This window comes from Candidatus Zixiibacteriota bacterium (genome assembly GCA_020853795.1).
In the GTDB taxonomy this organism is placed as follows: domain Bacteria; phylum Zixibacteria; class MSB-5A5; order CAIYYT01; family CAIYYT01; genus JADJGC01.
Genome location: JADYYF010000070.1, coordinates 1 through 17,992 on the forward strand (window position 1 = coordinate 1; position 17,992 = coordinate 17,992).

Below are 17,992 nucleotides of genomic sequence, written 5' to 3' on the forward strand. Positions count from 1 at the left end.
ACTTGCGCAAGAGCGAGTCGCGCGAATATGGTCGCGCCACGGTCAAGGCCGATCTCAATTCGGCGTTGTTCAGAGGCAGCGTGGAGAAATCGACCGTCTGGATGAGCCACGGCGACACGATCGTCACACCGCCGAAGGGATTCAACATCGTAGCCTCGACCGACGACGTCGCAATCGCGGCGATGGAAAATGACGGTGCCAAGACCTACTGCGTGCAGTTTCATCCCGAGGTGGTGCACACGGTACAGGGGAAGCATATCCTGCACAATTTCGTGTTTGAGGTGTGCCGCGCCAAGGGTGATTGGACGATGCAGTCGTTTATTGACCGCACCGTGGGCGACATTCGCCGGCAGGTTGGCGACGGCAAGGTGATTCTCGGCATCAGCGGCGGCGTCGACTCGGCGGTCTGCGGGTTGCTGCTGGCGCGCGCTATCGGCGACAACCTGATCGGCATCTTCGTCGACAACGGCCTGTTGCGGCAGAATGAAGAAAACGATGTGCTTGATGCGCTGGAGCACCTGAACCTGCATATCCAGCGCGTCGATGCGGGTCCACGCTTTTTGCAGGAACTGGCGGGTGTCACCGATCCGGAGCAGAAACGGAAGATCATCGGCCGGTTGTTTATCGAGGTGTTCGAGGCGGAAGCGCGGCGCTACGGCGATGTGAAGTACCTGGCGCAGGGGACGCTGTATCCTGATGTGATCGAGTCGGTGTCGTTTAAGGGGCCGTCGGTGACGATCAAGTCGCATCACAACGTCGGCGGCCTGCCGGAGCGGATGCATCTGAAGCTGGTCGAGCCGCTGCGCGAGTTATTCAAAGACGAAGTGCGCGAAATCGGCGAGAAGCTGGGGTTGGCGCATCACCTGTTGTGGCGGCATCCCTTCCCGGGACCGGGGTTGGCGGTGCGGGTGCTGGGGGAAATCACCGAAGAGCGGCTGACGATCTTGCGCAAGGTCGACAAGATTTTCATCGACCTGCTGCGCAAGCGCAATCTCTACGATGAGATCTGGCAAGCGTTTTCGGTGCTGTTGCCGGTCAAGTCGGTCGGCGTGATGGGGGATGAGCGAACGTACGAGTACACGGTGGCGCTGAGGGCGGTGACCTCGCTGGACGGCATGACGGCCGATTGGGCGAAGATTCCGCACGAGGTGCTGGGTGAGGCTTCGAATTTGATCATCAATAATGTCAAGGGGGTCAACCGGGTGGTGTACGATATCTCGTCGAAGCCGCCGGCGACGATTGAGTGGGAGTAGGGGAGCGTTCTTCTCGCGGGGCAAACACGAACAAGAATCGGTGCCCTCACCCCCGAGCTCTCTCGCTGGGAGAGAGGGAGGAGGTATGAGGCAGACCGCAGGGACGGGGCTTGTCTCTGACCGGCGGTGATCGGAAAGAGGCGTGGACCCTCACCCCTGGCCCCTCTCCCAGGGGGAGAGGGGAGAAGGGTCTTTCTCATCAACTGCAATTGCTCAGAATTCAAGCTGCGGCAGTTCACGATTTCGCGCTGGAATGCTGCAAGCAATAGTGACTTCAGAAAAAACGCGCGAAATCAAGAACTGCTGCAACTAAGCCAAAACAGACTTATGGGACAGCCTCTTCCTGTCTGACATCCCGGTTTTGACAGCCTCCGCCATATCCTCGACAGACAAGAATGTCTATCCTACGGGAGCGTCGTACCACACGCCGGCAGAACAGCCGACGAAGCGAAATCACTTTCGCCGTTACTGCCTCCTGATTATAATCTCTCCAAGAAAGTCTTTATTTAGCGGGAGGATCGATGAACTATCGCATAGAAACCGACACGATGGGGGAAATCCAGGTTCCGACGGACAAATACTATGGGGCACAAACGGCGCGCTCGCTGATGAATTTCAAGATCGGTGGGGATCGTTTTCCGCGCGAGTTGATCCGCGCCATGGGGATTTTGAAGAAAGCCGCGGCGATGGTCAACAAGGAACTGGGCACGCTGCCGGCGGAGAAGGCGGATCTGATCATCAAGGCGGCCGATGAGGTCATCTCCGGCAAGCTGGATGAGCATTTCCCGCTGGTGGTCTGGCAAACCGGTTCCGGCACGCAGACGAACATGAACGCCAACGAGGTAATCTCGAATCGCGCGATCGAAATGGCGGGCGGTGTGATTGGTTCCAAGAAGCCGATTCATCCGAACGACGACGTCAACAAGGCGCAGTCCTCGAATGACACCTTCCCGACCGCGATGCACATCGCCGCCGTGGAGGAAATCCACCGCCGCCTGATTCCGATGGTCACGCGGCTGCGCGACACGCTGGCGAAGAAGTCGAAGGAGTTCGACGGGATCATCAAGATCGGGCGCACGCACCTGATGGACGCGGTGCCGCTGACGCTGGGGCAGGAGTTTTCCGGCTACGCGCAGGCACTGACCAACGGTTTGGCGCGGATCAATGCCTGTTTGCCGCGGATGTACGAGCTGGCACTGGGCGGCACGGCCGTCGGCACCGGGCTGAATACGCATCCGGAGTTTGCGGTGCGGTCGGCCAAGACGATCGCCGATCTCACCAAGCTGCCGTTTGTCACGGCGCCGAACAAGTTTGAGGCGCTGGCGACGCACGACGCCTGCGTCGAGTGTTCGGGCGCGATGAAGACGCTGGCGTGTTCGCTGATGAAGATCGCCAACGACGTTCGCTGGCTGGCCTCCGGGCCGCGTTCGGGTTTGGGCGAGATTTCGATTCCGGAGAACGAGCCGGGCTCGTCGATCATGCCGGGCAAAGTGAACCCGACGCAGTCGGAGGCGATGACGATGGTGTGCGCGCAGGTGCTGGGTAACGATGTGGCGGTGAATATCGGCGGCGCGAGCGGCAACTTCGAATTGAACGTGTTCAAGCCGGTGATCATCTTCAACCTGTTGCAGTCGATCCGGCTGCTGGCGGATGCCTGCGAGTCGTTTGACGAGCATTGCGCGGTCGGGATCACGGCGAACACTGAGAATATCCGGACGCTGATGGAGCGGTCGCTGATGCTGGTGACGGCGCTGAATCCGCATATCGGGTACGACAACGCGGCGAAAATCGCCAAGAAGGCGCACAAGGAGGGGAAGAACCTCAAGGAGACGGCGATCGAGTTGGGTCTGCTGACGGCGGAGCAGTTTGACCAGTGGGTGCGGCCGGAGAAGATGGTGGGGCCGGGGAAGTAGGGCAAGACCGCTGGTAGCAGGAGATGCATGCGGGGCACGTGAAAACGTGCCCCCTTCTTTTTGTTGACACCGTCGTCGGGCTGCTCCACCTTTCGGGTGGAGGAATGGTCATCTCATGAAAAAGCCCTATATCCTGTTCGGCGCCATTTTGGTTGTGTTGCTGCTGGCACTGAGCTTTACCCAAAGTTACCTGACCAAGCTGGAAGACGACACCAAGAAGGTTACGACCCAGGGCGCGACCAAGGGTGATTTGGAAGAACTCAAGAAGGAAGTCGGCGAGCAGCTCAGCGAACAACAGGAGCGCATGCTGGCACGACTGGACAGTCTTGAACAGCGGATTCGCACCAACATTGCGGCCGACACGGTCAGAGTCGAGCCGCTGCCGGAGCCGGCGAAGCCTGCGGCCAGACCGAAGGACACCGCGAAGGTCACTACTGAGAGCGCGCCGGCGGAGACGACAGTAGAGAAAGTGGCGGTTGCCCGGACTCCGCCGAGCGAGCTGGAAAACGTGATCTACGTTCGCTACGCCAAGGCCCGCTGGGCGATGGATCCGAATCTCACCAATTACGAGCTCAAACTCGCAAAGAACCAGATCATGACGGAAATCGGCAAAGATTACGATATGACTGCCGAAGAGATACTACAGATTATCGACAAGGTGTACGAATACCGCAAAGCGAACAGAAAGCCATGAGCGAAAACATCAAGACTATCGGCATCCTCACCGGCGGCGGCGACTGTCCCGGCCTCAACGCCGTTATCCGCGCGGTCGTCCTGACGGCGAGCTACGAATACGGCTGGATCTGCGTCGGTTTCCTTGACGGCTTCGAGGGCCTCATGGACGAGCGCTATATCAACCTGACGCCGCAGTCGGTGCGCGGGATCCTGCCGCAGGGCGGGACGATCCTCGGCTCCTCCAACCGCGGCAATCCATTCGAGTGGCCGGTCAAGGAGGGCGGCGAGCGCAAGATCGTCGACCGCTCCGAACGCGTCTATGAAACTATCCGCGGTCTCGGCCTAGATGCTCTGATTGTCATCGGCGGCGACGGCACGATGCATGTCTCGAAGATGTTCATGGACAAGTACGGCATCAAGGTGATCGGGGTGCCCAAGACGATCGACAACGACCTGCAGGCGACGGAGGTGACATTCGGATTTGCCACGGCGGTGGTGACCGCGACCGAGGCGATCGACAAGCTGCATACCACGGCGGCCAGTCATCATCGGGTGATGGTGCTGGAGGTCATGGGGCGCAACGTGGGGTGGATTGCGCTTGAATCGGGGGTGGCCGGCGGTGCGGATGTGATCCTGATTCCGGAGATTCCATACGACATGGAGAAGGTGTGCGACAAGATTCATCGCCGGCGCAGCCGCGGGAGCAACTTCTCGATTGTCGTCGTGGCGGAAGGCGCCAAGCCGGCCGGCGGGGACGTGATCCTGCTGAATCCCGAAATGAAGGGGACGATTCACGAGAAGCTGGGCGGGGTCGGATTCAAGGTAGCAAAGGATATCGAGGCGGGTACCGGCATGGAGACCCGAGCGACAGTTTTGGGGCACTTGCAACGCGGCGGTCAACCCTGTTCGTTTGATCGATATTTGAGTACGCGCTTCGGACGCGCGGCGGCGGATCTGGTCAAGGCCGAGAAATTCGGCCACATGGTGTGCTATCGCGGCGGGGAAATCCAGAGCATCCCGATTGCAGACGCCATCGGCGGCTTCAAGTCCGTCGACCCGGACGGAGACGGCGTGCGCACAGCAGAAGCGCTCGGCATCTCGTTCGGCCGTTAACGCGGATTCTTACAGTTCAGTCAGTCAATGGCATTATTCGTCGGTGGCCAGCGGCACGTTCGGCTGCGTTACCGGCAGCTTCACCAGCCCATGTTCTCCCTGTAAGATTTTGTTGGTAATTTTGATGAACCGATCGGTAGTCAGGGACTGCAGGCGGTAGGCAACCCACAATTTCTTCCCAACTACATTGGCGCGACCTGAGCCTGTCTGGTTCGACATAGCTGCTCCTATGGAGAGGGTGGTACCTGTGTCTGTCGCGATTCCGGCGCAGAAAGTAAACCGGACGGGGCGCCGGTCGAATCGTCAATTGATAGCCTTCACAGGCCGGCTGTTGGAACCCGGACTGGTTGCTCGGAGGCTATGAAACTGTGCGATTCTGAAAGATTGACGCTGAAGTATATAAGATTGTTTGTTCAGGTTAAACAAGTTTTTCATGACGAGCGCCAAGTTTCTCGCACGCCGGGTGCAGGCTTAAGAAACGCGCGGGAATTTGCCTTGACATCACAATCCAGCGGCCGTATAATCCTTAGCTAACGCACTGAGGGCCCATAGCTCAGTCGGTCAGAGCAACTGACTCATAATCAGTGGGTCCCAGGTTCGAGCCCTGGTGGGCCCATCTGATTTCAGCGCGGGCAATTAGCTCAGTTGGTTAGAGCGTTCGGTTCACATCCGAAAGGTCACTGGTTCAAGTCCAGTATTGCCCACCATTTGTCAGGAGAAGTTATCCCGTGAGGATTGCGGGTCAGCACAAAGACAAGTTGAATTTCATTACGCGAAGACGAATGCACTACGAGAACGCACTGACCACTCAGTGCGTTTTCTTTTACCAGTCGGACTCTTGCCCGCCCCGGAGGGCCAGATAGAAATGCTTGAAGATCTTAGATTACTCAAAGAACTCCAGGAGGTTGATTACTGGATCGGCGAACTCGAGCGCTCCCGCGAGTTTCTGCCCGACATGATGCGCCAATTGGAGACTGAGATCGAGCAGGTTGGTGTCGAGTTGAAGGCCAAGAAGGACCGTCTCGTCGCCGCCCAGATCGAACTCAAAGACGTCGAATTGCGCATCGGCGAGAACAAAGAGCACGTCGAGAAGTACCAGGAGCAGATGCTCACGATCAAGACGAACAAGGAATATGACGCGCTGGTGGTCCAGATTGACGGCGCCAAGGCGCAGATCGGTGCCGACGAGGAAAAGTCACTCGCGCTCATGACCGAGATCGAGGACTTGAAGAACCAGGTCGCCGCCCTCGAAGAGCGCTGCGTGAGCATCAAACGCGACAATTCCGTCCGCCTGCAGGAGCTGCAGATCCAGATGGATTCCGTGCAGGGCAAGGTGGACGAGAAAGAAGCCCAGCGCGACCATCTCAAGAACAAGGTCCCCAAGACGGTGATGGCGATCTACGAACGCGTCCGCAAGGGCAAGGGCGGCGATGTTGTTGTCCGGCTCCGGCGCGGCGCCTGCGGCGAGTGCTACAAATCACAGCCGCCGCAGAAGATCCAGTTGATCAAGAAGGGCGATTCGATCCAGACCTGCGCTTCTTGCGGCCGGATCCTGATTTGGGAAGGTGACGATTAGACCGATGGGCAGAATTCTCGAAACGACCGGCCTGACCTTCGATGACGTCCTTGTCGTCCCCGGCTACGCGGAGATCCACCCGCGCGAGGTGAGTGTCTCGACCCGGTTGTCACGCAGCATCCGCTTGAATATCCCGCTGGTGTCGGCAGCGATGGACACCGTGACCGAGTCGGAGCTGGCGATTTCGCTGGCGCGCGAAGGCGGGATCGGCATCATCCATAAGAATCTTTCGATTGCCCGCCAGGCGGAAGAGATCGATAAAGTCAAGCGCTCGGAAGCGGGGATGATCGTCAATCCGATCACCGTCGGTCCGAATCAGACGGTAGCAGATGCGATCACCTTGATGGAGCGTTATTCGATCTCCGGTATCCCGGTAGTTCAGGGAGGACGGCTGGTCGGGATCCTGACCAATCGTGACCTGCGTTTCCATCCGTCGCTGGACACGATGGTCAGCGCCGTGATGACGAAGAACAATCTGATCACGGTGCCGGAGGGCACGACGCCGGAGCAGGCGAAGGAAATCCTGCATGAGCACCGGATCGAAAAGCTGCCGATCGTTGATGAAAATATGAACTTGAAGGGGATGATCACCTTCAAGGACATCATGAAGAAGCTGCAATACCCGAATGCCTGCAAGGACGCCAGCGGCCGGTTGCGCGTCGGCGCCGCTCTCGGTGTCGGCAGTGATATCGTTCCGCGGGCGGCGGCGGTGATCGAGGCCGGCGTTGATATTCTCTGTTTGGACAGTTCGCACGGCCACAGCGCCAAGGTGATCGAGACGGCGCATATGCTCAAGAAGCTCTATCCGCAGGTGGAGTTGATCGCCGGAAACGTCGCCACCCGCGATGGGGCGCAGGCGTTGATCGATGCCGGCGCGGATGCGGTCAAGGTCGGTATCGGGCCGGGAGCGATTTGCACGACGCGAGTCATCAGCGGCGGCGGTGTGCCGCAGATCACGGCGATCATGGAGGCAGTGGAAGCGGCGGCGAAGCAGAATGTCCCGGTGATTGCCGATGGCGGGATTCGCTATTCCGGCGACATCGTCAAGGCGATCGCTGCCGGCGCCCATTCGATCATGGTCGGCTCGCTGTTAGCGGGCACTCACGAGTCTCCCGGCGAGACGATTCTGCTTGAAGGACGCAGCTTCAAAGTGTATCGTGGCATGGGGTCGATCGGCGCGATGAAAGACGGCGCCAAGGATCGCTACTTCCAGGAAGACCAGTCGGACATGGCCAAGCTGGTACCAGAGGGAATCGAGGGTCGAGTCCCCTACAAAGGAAAGTTGTCCGATCTCGTATTCCAGTTGGTGGGCGGGATTCGGTCAGGTATGGGGCTGGCGGGTGCGAAGAATATTGAAGACTTACGCACCAAGTCGACCTTCGTCAAGGTCACGACGGCCGGTTTGCGGGAGAGCCATCCGCATGATGTTACCATCATGAAGGAGGCGCCCAATTACCGGACTTTTGGTTAGACCTTGGGGCCAGACTCGCGGTGTCGGAACCTTTTGTTTTGTGAGTAGTTGCTGTTCATAGATTCAAGAGCAGGCTCAGCAGTCGCGTCCCGTCTTCGGGCGGGGCGAGGAAAGTCCGAGCGTCACTGAGCAGGATACCTCCTAACTGGAGGGCGGAGCAATCCGACGGAAAGTGCAACAGAAAGATACCGCCACGCGAGCAATCGCGGGGTAAGGGTGAAATGGTGGTGTAAGAGACCACCGGCGCCGGAGCGATCCGGTGGCCCGGCAAACCCTATCCGACGCAAGACCAAATAGGGGAGGAGAGAGGCTCAGACTCGATCGTACTCCCGGGTAGGTCGCTGGAGGTCCCGTGCAAACGGGATCGCAGAGGAATGACTGCCGCCCCGTTTCGGCGGGGACAACAGAACTCGGCTTATCGCCTGCTCTCGAATCTTAACCTGTAAGTTCGAGGAATCTTTTGCTCTTGAAAAACCGCGTGAAAATGCGCTGGGTCGTGGCGCCCGATCCGGACTTCCGATTGGTTGATGATTTGGCGCGCCGCGTCGACTTGCCGCCGCTGGTGGTCAAAATCCTCGTCAATCGCGGGATGACCGATCCGGACCGGATCATCAAATTCATCAACCCGCTGATGGAGAATCTCGTCGATCCGTTCCAGATACCCGGAATGGAGGCCGGCGTCGATCGCACCATACAGGCGCTGCAGGAAAACGAGACGATCATGATCTACGGCGATTATGACGTCGACGGGATCACTGCTTCGGCGCTGATGTTCCTGGTGCTCAACAAGCTTGGCGCCAACGTGCATTACTATCTGCCGAACCGTCTGGTCGAGGGCTACGGGCTTTCCGAAGAAGGGATCATCGAAGCCGAGCGCAAGGGCGCGTCGTTGATTATCTCGGTTGATACCGGCATCACCGCGATGCGCGAAGTTGAATACGCCAAGGAAAAATTCATCGACTGCGTGATCACCGACCACCATGAGCCTGGGGACGGCATCCCCAACGCTGCCGCGGTGGTCAACCCGAAAGTCGCCGGCGAACACTCGGTCGGCCGGGAATTGGCCGGTGTCGGCGTCGCCTACAAGTTTGCGCAGGGCATTTACAGCAAGCTGGGGCAGGATCAGAGCGAGTTGTTTGAACACCTCGATTTGGTCGCGCTCGGCACCTCGGCTGACGTGGTGCCGCTGGTTAACGAGAACCGCATTCTGACCTACTTCGGCATCAACCAGATCATGCGCTCTTCGAAGCCGGGACTCAAGTCGCTGGTGTTCGAGTGTGATCTGATGGGGAAAGAGATAACGACCAGCCAGATCGTCTTTATCATCGCGCCGCGCATCAATGCCGTCGGGCGCCTTGGCGGCGCCGAGAAGGCGATCAAGCTGCTGACCACCAAGGATACCCAGACCGCCTCCAGCATCGCCAAGTTCCTCGAGGTGGAAAACCGTCGGCGCAAGTCGATCGATGAAAACACGCTGGAAGAGGCGCTGGCGCAGATCGAAAAGACGATCGACCTGGAGAACGACAAGGCAATCGTGCTGCATTCCGAAGGTTGGCATCAGGGCGTGATCGGGATCGTGGCTTCGCGGCTGGTGGAGAAGTATTATCTGCCGACAGTGTTGATTGCGGTTGACAACAACGAGGGCAAGGGTTCCGGACGTTCGATTCCCGGTTTTCACTTGCACGATGCACTGCGCAGTTGCGAGGATCTGCTATTGCGATACGGCGGTCACAAGTATGCCGCGGGCATGTCGATCGCGCCGGACAAAATCAAGGAATTTCAGCAGCGCTTCAAGAAGGTCGCCTCCGAGCAGCTCAACCCCGACGATCTGGTGCGCAAGCTGCACATTGACGCCGAACTCGATCTCGACGACATCGATTTCGATCTGGTCGACAACCTCGAACGCTTCGCGCCATTCGGGCCGGAAAACATGAAGCCGGTGTTCATTACGCGCAACCTTGAAGTGGTCGGCGCGCCGCAAGTTGTCGGCCGCAACCACCTGCGCATGCGCGTCCGCCGCGGGAAGAAGGTCTTTGATGTAATCGGCTTCGGTTTCGGCGAGTACGCTGAACAGCTCTCGCTGCACGGAGTCGATTTTGACATGGCCTACGTGATCGAGAAGAATATTCACAACGGCGTGACCAAAATTCAACTGCGCGTCAAAGACATCCGCTGGGAATAACCGCATGGCGCTGCTCGACGACTTCCGTGCCGGCGACCGCCGCGCTCTCTCGCGGATCATCACGCACGTCGAGAACCGCCACGACGGTTACCGCCACCTGCTGGCGCAGTTATCTCGCCTGGAACGCAGAGCTTTTCGGATCGGCATCACCGGCCCGCCCGGAGCGGGGAAATCGACGTTGGTGGATGCGCTGGCGCTACGGCTGGCGAAACAGGGGCTGAGCATCGGCATCATCGCGGTCGATCCGTCGTCGCCGTTTACCGGCGGCGCGCTTCTGGGTGATCGGGTGCGCATGCAGCATCTGGCCGGGCAGGAAAAGATTTTCATCCGCAGCATGGCCTCGCGCGGCCAATCGGGCGGCATGGCGGCCGCGACCCGCGATGTCATCACGGTGCTCGATGCCTTTGGGATGGACATGGTTATTGTCGAGACGGTCGGCATCGGCCAGATCGAGCTGGATATTATTGAAGCCGCCGACACAGTGGTGGTGATCCTGGTGCCGGAGTCGGGCGACATGATCCAGACGATGAAAGCCGGTCTGATGGAGATCGCAGATATCTTCTGTGTCAACAAGATGGACCGCCCCGGTGGCGATCGATTGCTGAGCTATCTGAATAATATGATCCACGAACGCCTGGCGGCCGACGCGGTGGAATTTCCGGCGGTCGGCACAAACGCGGTCAGCGGCGAGGGTGTAGATAAGTTGGCGGAGGCGATTGCGCGCCATCGTGCGCATGTCACGGCGAACGGCGATTTCGAGCGGCGGCGCCGGCGCCAGCTTAAGACCGAGATCTTGTCGACCGTCCGCGATCGCATCGTCAAGGACCTCGATCAGATGATCGACCTCGACGGGCAATTCGAGAAGATCGCCGCGCGCCTGAACGCCGGCGAAACCGATCCGTACAGCGCGGCGGACCAGATTTACGAACACTATTTTCGCGGGAGACCTGTCAATGGCTGAAGTCAAAAAGGACAGCATGATGACCGATCAGCAGTATGCCGAGGCCTTGAATAAGGCATATCGCGAGTGGAAGGCCAAGGCTGATCGCGCCACCAATCACGCCAAGAAGTACGTGACGGTCTCGTCGGCGCCGCTGAACGCGCTGTACACGCCGCAGGACGTCGCCGGACTGGATTTCTTCCGCGATCTCAATTACCCCGGCGAATATCCCTACACGCGCGGCATTCACGCGTCGATGTACCGCGGCAGGCCGTGGACGATGCGCCAGTTTTCCGGCATGGGCACGCCGGAGCAGACCAACAAGCGTTATCATTATCTGCTCAGCCAGGGCCAGCACGGCCTGTCGGTGGCGTTTGATCTGCCGACGCTGATGGGATACGATTCCGACCATGAGCGCTCGCTCGGCGAGGTCGGCAAGTGCGGTGTCGCGGTCGATACGCTGCTCGACATGGAGAAGATTTTTGACGGGATCGACCTGTCGAAGATTTCGACGTCGATGACGATCAACGCGCCGGCGGCGGTGATCCTGGCGATGTACATCGTCGTCGGGGAAAAGCAGGGCGTGCCGATGGACAAGCTTTCCGGCACGCTGCAGAACGATATCCTCAAAGAATATATCGCGCAGAAGGAGTGGATCTATCCGCCCGAGCCGTCGGTGCAACTGGTGGTCGACACGATAGAGTTTGGTACCAAGCACATGCCGCTGTGGAATACGATCTCGATTTCGGGCTACCATATCCGCGAAGCGGGCGCGACGGCGGCGCAGGAACTCGCCTTCACGCTGGCGGACGGCTTCACCTACATCGAGAAGTCGGTAGAGCGCGGGCTTGACATTGACGATTTCGCGCCCCGGCTGTCGTACTTTTTCAATGCCCACATGGACTTCTTCGAAGAAATCGCCAAATACCGCGCGGCGCGGCGGATTTACGCCAGGCGGATGCGCGACAAATATCACGCCAAGAATCCGCGCTCCTGGATGCTGCGTTTCCACACGCAGACAGCCGGATGCTCACTGAATGCCCAGCAACCCGAACTGAATCTGATCCGCACCGCTTATGAGGCGATGTCGGCGGTGCTCGGCGGCACGCAGTCGCTGCATACGAACTCGATGGATGAGACGCTGGCACTGCCCTCCGACAAGGCGGCTTTGCTGGCGCTGCGCACCCAGCAGGTGCTGGCGCACGAGACTGGCGTGATCAACACGATCGACCCGCTGGCGGGGTCGTACTTCATCGAGGCTTTGACCAACCGGATGGAAGAGGAAGCCGAGGTTTACTTCCAGGAGATCGATCGGCGCGGCGGAGTGATGCCGGCAATTGAGGAGGGCTACCTGCAGCGCGAACTCGCCAAGTCGGCCTACGTCTATCAGCAGGAGATCGACGCCAAGGAGCGCATCATCGTCGGCGTCAACGATTACGTGCTGGAGAACGAGCAGATCGAGATTCCGATTCTCAAGATCGACGAATCGGTGGAGCGCACGCAGCGCGAGTCGATTGCCAAGGCCAAGTCGATCCGCAGCCAGGCGCGCGTCAACGAAACGCTTGAGCATCTGCGCCAGGCGTGCCGCGACAAGAAGAACAAGATGCCGTACCTGATCGAGTGCGTGCGCGCCTATTGCACGCTCGGCGAGATGTGCGATGCCATGAAGGACGTTTTTGGCGACTATGTCGAGCCGCCGATTATTTGAGCGCCGCGTGCAAGTGACAGCGGCTGTAGATCCGACTTCAGTCGGATGTTATGATTCGCAATGTGATGATACTTTGGGATAAAGCTTATGCCTGACAAAATCCGCATTCTCCTTGCCAAGGCCGGTCTGGACGGCCACGATCGCGGCATCAAGGTCATTGCCGCCGCCTTTCGCGATGCCGGCTTTGAAGTCATCTACACCGGCCTGCGCCAGACGCCGGAAGCGATCGCCGAGGCCGCGTTGCAGGAAGACGTCGACGCGGTCGGGGTTTCGATTCTCTCCGGCGCGCACATGACACTGTTTCCGCTGATCAAGAGGGCGATGGATGACCGCCGTTGCGGCGACATCATTCTCTTCGGCGGCGGGATCATGTCCGAGGAAGAGATCGCCGATCTGCAGGGCCGCGGCATCGACCGCCTGTTCGGCCCCGGAACGTCGACGAATGATATCGTGGCCTACATCAAGGAGGCTGTAGCGAAGAAGCGGAAGGCGGAAAAAATAATGTAGGTCCGAAGCCCTGTGCTTCGGACTTTTGCTCTGCATACGAGTGTTCGGAGGCATGAATGAAAATACTCGTGGTGCTGTTCATAGTTCATGCTATCCAGATCGCTTATGGAGCTGCCGACACGGTGAGGACAATCCTACGGCAGCCAAACTCACTTAAAGCGGCAGTTGTCGGCTTTCCTCATGTCCGTCTGGCGCCAGTCACCTACACAGATAGCATCAAGTCCGTCAATTCTCGAGTACCATGGTTTACCGGTTTCAGCTTTGACCTTTCGGATTCGGGCCTCGTCCGGATCACTGTTTGCGATACTCTGGGCACTCCATTGGACACACTGGTTGATCGAGACTTGTCAATGGGCTCCTATTATTTGGATTTGGGCGAGAACGTGTATCCGGGGCTTCCCAGCGGAATCTACATCTTTTCCCTGACCTTATCGGGCAATGAAGTCTGGCGAAAAAAAGTCGTGTGGATGAAGTAGTCAGTTGCGAAGCTGGATTCTCGCTTTCGCGGGAGTAACGGAGTTGTTGTGCTGATTCGGCCGACAACAGCAAGCTGTGGGCGAGCCAACAAATAGGAAGCCGTCAGGAATGGATTCCTGACGGCGCTGTTGTATAATGGGTTCCTGACGGTGCTGTTGTATAATGGATTCGTGACGGTGCTGTTGTATATCTTCATGCAGGTGCTGTCACCTGTCGGCAGGCGGCAAACTCCGCCCAAGTAATCCTTGATTTTCGTGCCGCTGAGCGGTTAATTGCAGGCTTTGATGGAATCATAGGCTCAGGGAGATAATATGACTTACAACGTACATGAATCACAGCAAGCGGTGCGCGACCTGCTCAAGGAAATCGGCCCGACCATCGAAAAGATGGGACGCGAATGGGATCGCAAACCGGACGGCTTCGCGCACGACATCTACCAGTTCATCGCCGGCAAGGGACTTTGCGGCTTCAACATGCCGAAGGAATACGGCGGTGGCGGCAAGAGCGGCCTCGAATACGCCACGATGATGGAGGAAATCTCGTACTGGGATGCCCCGTCCTCGCTGCTGGCGGCGGTCGGCCAGCTTGCGGCTGATCCGATTATCAAGCAGGGCACGGAAGAACAAAAGAAGAAGCATATCCCTGACGCCGCCAAGGGCAAGTCGATCCCAGCCTTTGCGCTGACCGAACCGAATGCCGGTTCGGATGCCGCCAATCAGTCCACCACGGCCACGATCGACGGTGACCACTTTGTCATCAACGGCGAGAAGATCTTCATCATGCACGGCGACGTGTGCACGGTCGCGGTGGTGTTCTGCAAGATCGTCGGCGACGGCGAGCGCGACAAGGTCTCGGCAATCATTGTCCCCGGTGATGCGCCCGGATTCCGCAAGGAGATGCTCAAGAACAAGATGGGGATGAAGTACGCCACCACCGGACGGCTGTGGTTTGACAACGTCAAAGTGCCGCGCGCAAACCTGCTCGGCGAAATGGGCAAGGGTTTCCGCTACGCGATGCAGACCCTCGACGGCGCGCGGATCGGGATTGCCGCGCAATCGACCGGCATTGCCCAACGGGCGCTGGATGAAGCGGTCAAATACGCCAAGCAGCGGGTGGCCTTCGGCGCGCCGATTGCCAAGCTGCAGGCGATCCAGTGGATGATCGCCGATATGGGCACCAAGGTCGAGGCGGCGCGGCTGCTTACCTACAAAGCGGCGCAGTTGCAGGACAGAGGCGAGAAATTCAGCCTCGAGGCTGCCCAAGCCAAATTGTTCGGCTCGGAGGCGGCCAATTTCTGCGTCGATCGCACGATGCAGATCCACGGCGGCTACGGCTACATCGGCGAGTTCTCGGTTATCGAGAAGCTCTACCGCGATCAGCGCGTCTGCGAAATCTACGAGGGGACGTCCGAAGTCCAGCGCCTCGTCATCGCCGGCAATCTGCTGCGCGGGTAGCTGCGAGTTTCCCCAGCCTGAATTACGGATTCCTCATTCCCCTCTCTCGCAAGGGAGAGGGGTCGGGGAGAGAGTGCAAGTATGCTCCAACTGGGCGACTATCAAGTTCATTGCTTTGTTGAAAACCGCATGTATCTCGATGCCGGGTCGGTTTACGGGATCATTCCGAAGTCGATCTGGAGCAAATTCCAGCAGGCCGACGCCAACAATCTGCTGCCGTTTGACATCAATCTCTTCGTCGTCCGCGGCCACGGCAAGACGGTGATCTTCGACGCCGGCCTCGGTGATTTCCTCGAAGACCGCCAGCGCAAATTGTACTCGATATCGCAACCGTCGAAATTGGGCGCGGGTTTGCGTGCACTCGGCCTCACCCCCGCCGCCATCGACATCGTGATTCTCACGCATCTGCACTGGGATCACGCCGGCGGCGCAGTGCGGTTGGTTGACGGCAAGAGCGCGCTGGTCTTCAAGAATGCACTCCACTATGTCCATCGCGACGAATGGGAGGACGGTAGTCATCCGGATGAGCGGACAGCCGGCGTTTATTTTCCCGATCGCCTACAGGTGATCGAAGCGGCGGAGAAGCTGCGTCTGATTGACGGCGATTTCGAGGAGATCCTGCCGGGTCTGGTCGTGCGCAAGATCGGCGGACATACACGCGGGCAACTGGGCGTCGAGATCGAGTCGCAGGGGAAGAAGCTGATCTACTACGCCGACAATTTTCCGAGCTGCTACCATCTCAAAGTGCCCTATGTCTCCGCCACGGATCTATTTCCGCTTGACACGCAGCGCTGCAAGCGTGAGACGCTGCCCAAAGCGTACGAAGGCGGCTGGCTGATTGCGATGGATCACGACATCGACAACAAGATTGTCCGGCTCAAGTATGATGGGCTGAAGTACACCTGCGAAAAGGTGATCTGATCCTTCCGACCCGTAGGGGCGCGGGCTTGTCCCCGCCCGGTGTTGGCGCATCGATCATCAACCGCGGGCGACCACGAGGGTCGCCCCTACGTGCCGACGCGGATTGCACGTTCGTCAGGATCGCAGGGATCCTGACCTGCAATCCTTGGTCAACGCCTTTCTCCTTGACAAATCGCTCGTACCCGTGTCAATTGCCCCTTAACAACGGAGACGAAATATGTCCATCGAAGATAAATTGCGGCTGTTGCGGGAGAAGCAGCAGCAGGCCAAGCTCGGCGGGGGCGCCGACAAGATTGCGGCACAGCACAAGAAGGGCAAACTGACCGCGCGCGAGCGCCTCGAACTGCTGCTCGACCCCGGTTCGTTCGAGGAATTCGACATGTTCGTCACGCATCGCTCGACCGACTTCGGTCTCGACAAGGTCAGTTACCCCGGCGACGGCGTGGTGACCGGTTGCGGCCTGATCGACAATCGCATCGTCTTCGTGTTCAGCCAGGATTTCACCGTGTTTGGCGGCTCGCTTTCAGAGGCTCACGCCGAGAAGATCTGCAAGATTATGAAAGACGCGATGAAGGTAGGCGCGCCGGTGATCGGGCTCAACGATTCCGGCGGCGCGCGGATTCAGGAGGGGGTTGTCTCGCTGGGCGGCTATGCCGATATCTTCCTGCTGAATACGCTGGCCTCCGGCGTCGTCCCGCAGATTTCGGCGATTTTGGGTCCCTGCGCCGGCGGCGCGGTGTATTCGCCGGCGATCACCGATTTCGTCTTCATGGTGCGGAAGACCTCGTACATGTTTGTCACCGGCCCGAACGTCGTCAAGACGGTGACCCACGAGGATGTCACGATGGAGGACCTTGGGGGCGCCGATACGCACGCGAGCAAGAGCGGCGTCGCGCACTTCGCCTGCGATTCCGAGGCGGAGGCGCTGTTCAACATCCGCAAGCTGATCTCGTTTATTCCGCAGAATAACTTGGAGGAAACGCCGCTGCGGCAGGCCACTGATCCGAGCGACCGCGTTGACGAGCGCCTGAACCACATCATCCCCGACAACCCGAACAAGCCTTACGACATGATCGAAGTGATCAAGCTGATCGTCGATGACGGCGATTACCTGGAAGTGCATGCCGACTACGCCCCCAATATCACGGTCGGATTTGCGCGTCTCGGCGGCCGGTCGATCGGCCTTATCGGCAACCAGCCCGCGCACCTGGCCGGGGTTCTTGATATCGAGTCGTCGATCAAGGGTGCCCGCTTTATTCGCTTCTGCGATGCTTTCAATATTCCGTTGGTCACGTTCGAAGATGTCCCCGGCTTCCTGCCCGGCGTGGCGCAGGAACATCACGGGATCATCAAACACGGCGCCAAGCTGCTGTATGCGTATTGCGAAGCAACCGTGCCGAAGATCACCGTGATTACGCGCAAGGCTTATGGCGGAGCGTACGACGTGATGAATTCCAAGCACGTGCGCGGTGACATGAACTATGCCTGGCCGACGGCCGAGATCGCCGTCATGGGCCCCAAGGGCGCAGTCGAGATCATCTTCAAGAAGGAAATCGAGTCTGCTGCCGATCCGCGGAAAGCCCTGGATGAAAAGGTTGCCGAGTACACGGAGAAGTTCGCCAATCCGTACATCGCGGCCGAGCGCGGTTATATTGACGACATCATCGAGCCGGCGCAGACGCGTCCACGCTTGATTCGCGCGCTCGGGATGCTGGCGAGCAAGCGGGACTCAAACCCGCCCAAGAAACACGGCAATATCCCGCTGTAATGTCGGGTTTCGCGGGGACGTCAAACATCGACGT

The 17,992-nt window shown here is 58.8% G+C and carries 15 protein-coding genes, 2 tRNA genes and 1 other RNA gene; 17 read left to right on the forward strand and 1 reads right to left on the reverse strand.

Annotated features, from left to right (window positions below; translation table 11 throughout):
• The 4 genes from guaA to IT585_05110 all read left to right on the forward strand — a co-directional run.
• Positions 1–1,253, forward strand: a 1,253-nt coding sequence (gene guaA / locus IT585_05095) for a glutamine-hydrolyzing GMP synthase (protein ID MCC6962610.1), incomplete at its 5' end; no start/stop codon positions are given.
• A 521-nt stretch (positions 1,254–1,774) separates the two neighbouring features.
• Positions 1,775–3,166 carry a class II fumarate hydratase gene (gene fumC / locus IT585_05100; protein ID MCC6962611.1) on the forward strand — a complete coding sequence of 464 codons (1,392 nt, stop codon included), beginning with the start codon at positions 1,775–1,777 and terminating at the stop codon, positions 3,164–3,166.
• Between the two features lie 115 nt (positions 3,167–3,281).
• On the forward strand, positions 3,282–3,860 hold the full coding sequence (locus tag IT585_05105) for a hypothetical protein (protein ID MCC6962612.1): 579 nt from the start codon (positions 3,282–3,284) through the stop codon (positions 3,858–3,860).
• The gene (locus tag IT585_05110) at positions 3,857–4,954 is read left to right on the forward strand and encodes a 6-phosphofructokinase (GenBank protein ID MCC6962613.1); all 1,098 of its coding nucleotides are present in this window, start codon (positions 3,857–3,859) and stop codon (positions 4,952–4,954) included. Before IT585_05105 ends, IT585_05110 begins: the two co-directional genes overlap by 4 nt.
• Positions 4,955–4,987: 33 nt before the next feature.
• Here the strand turns inward: IT585_05110 and IT585_05115 are convergent, their stop codons facing one another.
• Positions 4,988–5,173: a hypothetical protein gene (locus tag IT585_05115; protein MCC6962614.1), complete on the reverse strand. Its 186-nt coding sequence runs from the start codon at positions 5,171–5,173 to the stop codon at positions 4,988–4,990.
• A 323-nt stretch (positions 5,174–5,496) separates the two neighbouring features.
• Between IT585_05115 and IT585_05120 the strand changes: the two genes are divergently transcribed.
• The 13 genes from IT585_05120 (at position 5,497) to IT585_05180 (ending at position 17,958) form a co-directional block, all read left to right on the forward strand.
• Positions 5,497–5,570: transfer RNA gene (locus IT585_05120), tRNA-Ile, on the forward strand.
• Positions 5,571–5,584: 14 nt separating this feature from the next.
• A tRNA-Val gene (locus IT585_05125) sits at positions 5,585–5,661 on the forward strand.
• Positions 5,662–5,819: 158 nt separating this feature from the next.
• Positions 5,820–6,530, forward strand: coding sequence for a hypothetical protein (locus tag IT585_05130; GenBank protein MCC6962615.1), 711 nt, complete (start codon positions 5,820–5,822; stop codon positions 6,528–6,530).
• Between the two features lie 4 nt (positions 6,531–6,534).
• Positions 6,535–8,001 (forward strand): IMP dehydrogenase, encoded by a 1,467-nt coding sequence (gene guaB / locus IT585_05135; protein ID MCC6962616.1) that lies wholly within the window; start codon positions 6,535–6,537, stop codon positions 7,999–8,001.
• A gap of 66 nt (positions 8,002–8,067) precedes the next feature.
• An RNA gene (gene rnpB, locus IT585_05140) (RNase P RNA component class A) lies at positions 8,068–8,434 on the forward strand.
• 45 nt (positions 8,435–8,479) lie between these two features.
• Positions 8,480–10,183: a single-stranded-DNA-specific exonuclease RecJ gene (gene recJ / locus IT585_05145; protein MCC6962617.1), complete on the forward strand. Its 1,704-nt coding sequence runs from the start codon at positions 8,480–8,482 to the stop codon at positions 10,181–10,183.
• 4 nt (positions 10,184–10,187) lie between these two features.
• Positions 10,188–11,144, forward strand: coding sequence for a methylmalonyl Co-A mutase-associated GTPase MeaB (gene meaB, locus IT585_05150; protein ID MCC6962618.1), 957 nt, complete (start codon positions 10,188–10,190; stop codon positions 11,142–11,144).
• 19 nt (positions 11,145–11,163) lie between these two features.
• Positions 11,164–12,831: a methylmalonyl-CoA mutase family protein gene (locus tag IT585_05155; GenBank protein ID MCC6962619.1), complete on the forward strand. Its 1,668-nt coding sequence runs from the start codon at positions 11,164–11,166 to the stop codon at positions 12,829–12,831.
• Positions 12,832–12,918: 87 nt separating this feature from the next.
• Positions 12,919–13,338 (forward strand): cobalamin B12-binding domain-containing protein, encoded by a 420-nt coding sequence (locus IT585_05160; GenBank protein MCC6962620.1) that lies wholly within the window; start codon positions 12,919–12,921, stop codon positions 13,336–13,338.
• 56 nt (positions 13,339–13,394) lie between these two features.
• On the forward strand, positions 13,395–13,814 hold the full coding sequence (locus IT585_05165) for a hypothetical protein (GenBank protein ID MCC6962621.1): 420 nt from the start codon (positions 13,395–13,397) through the stop codon (positions 13,812–13,814).
• A 312-nt stretch (positions 13,815–14,126) separates the two neighbouring features.
• The gene (locus IT585_05170) at positions 14,127–15,269 is read left to right on the forward strand and encodes an acyl-CoA dehydrogenase family protein (GenBank protein MCC6962622.1); all 1,143 of its coding nucleotides are present in this window, start codon (positions 14,127–14,129) and stop codon (positions 15,267–15,269) included.
• An 81-nt stretch (positions 15,270–15,350) separates the two neighbouring features.
• Positions 15,351–16,190 carry an MBL fold metallo-hydrolase gene (locus IT585_05175; GenBank protein ID MCC6962623.1) on the forward strand — a complete coding sequence of 280 codons (840 nt, stop codon included), beginning with the start codon at positions 15,351–15,353 and terminating at the stop codon, positions 16,188–16,190.
• Positions 16,191–16,407: 217 nt separating this feature from the next.
• Positions 16,408–17,958: an acyl-CoA carboxylase subunit beta gene (locus IT585_05180; protein ID MCC6962624.1), complete on the forward strand. Its 1,551-nt coding sequence runs from the start codon at positions 16,408–16,410 to the stop codon at positions 17,956–17,958.
• The last annotated feature ends 34 nt before the right edge of the window (positions 17,959–17,992 follow it).

Bases quoted from the DNA above. Each gene is read 5' to 3' on its own strand.
- fumC (MCC6962611.1), top strand. From the start codon at position 1,775: ATGAACTATCGCATAGAAACCGACACGATGGGGGAAATCCAGGTTCCG.
- IT585_05105 (MCC6962612.1), top strand. From the start codon at position 3,282: ATGAAAAAGCCCTATATCCTGTTCGGCGCCATTTTGGTTGTGTTGCTG.
- IT585_05110 (MCC6962613.1), top strand. From the start codon at position 3,857: ATGAGCGAAAACATCAAGACTATCGGCATCCTCACCGGCGGCGGCGAC.
- IT585_05115 (MCC6962614.1), bottom strand. From the start codon at position 5,173: ATGTCGAACCAGACAGGCTCAGGTCGCGCCAATGTAGTTGGGAAGAAA.
- IT585_05130 (MCC6962615.1), top strand. From the start codon at position 5,820: ATGCTTGAAGATCTTAGATTACTCAAAGAACTCCAGGAGGTTGATTAC.
- guaB (MCC6962616.1), top strand. From the start codon at position 6,535: ATGGGCAGAATTCTCGAAACGACCGGCCTGACCTTCGATGACGTCCTT.
- meaB (MCC6962618.1), top strand. From the start codon at position 10,188: ATGGCGCTGCTCGACGACTTCCGTGCCGGCGACCGCCGCGCTCTCTCG.
- IT585_05155 (MCC6962619.1), top strand. From the start codon at position 11,164: ATGACCGATCAGCAGTATGCCGAGGCCTTGAATAAGGCATATCGCGAG.
- IT585_05160 (MCC6962620.1), top strand. From the start codon at position 12,919: ATGCCTGACAAAATCCGCATTCTCCTTGCCAAGGCCGGTCTGGACGGC.
- IT585_05165 (MCC6962621.1), top strand. From the start codon at position 13,395: ATGAAAATACTCGTGGTGCTGTTCATAGTTCATGCTATCCAGATCGCT.
- IT585_05170 (MCC6962622.1), top strand. From the start codon at position 14,127: ATGACTTACAACGTACATGAATCACAGCAAGCGGTGCGCGACCTGCTC.
- IT585_05175 (MCC6962623.1), top strand. From the start codon at position 15,351: ATGCTCCAACTGGGCGACTATCAAGTTCATTGCTTTGTTGAAAACCGC.
- IT585_05180 (MCC6962624.1), top strand. From the start codon at position 16,408: ATGTCCATCGAAGATAAATTGCGGCTGTTGCGGGAGAAGCAGCAGCAG.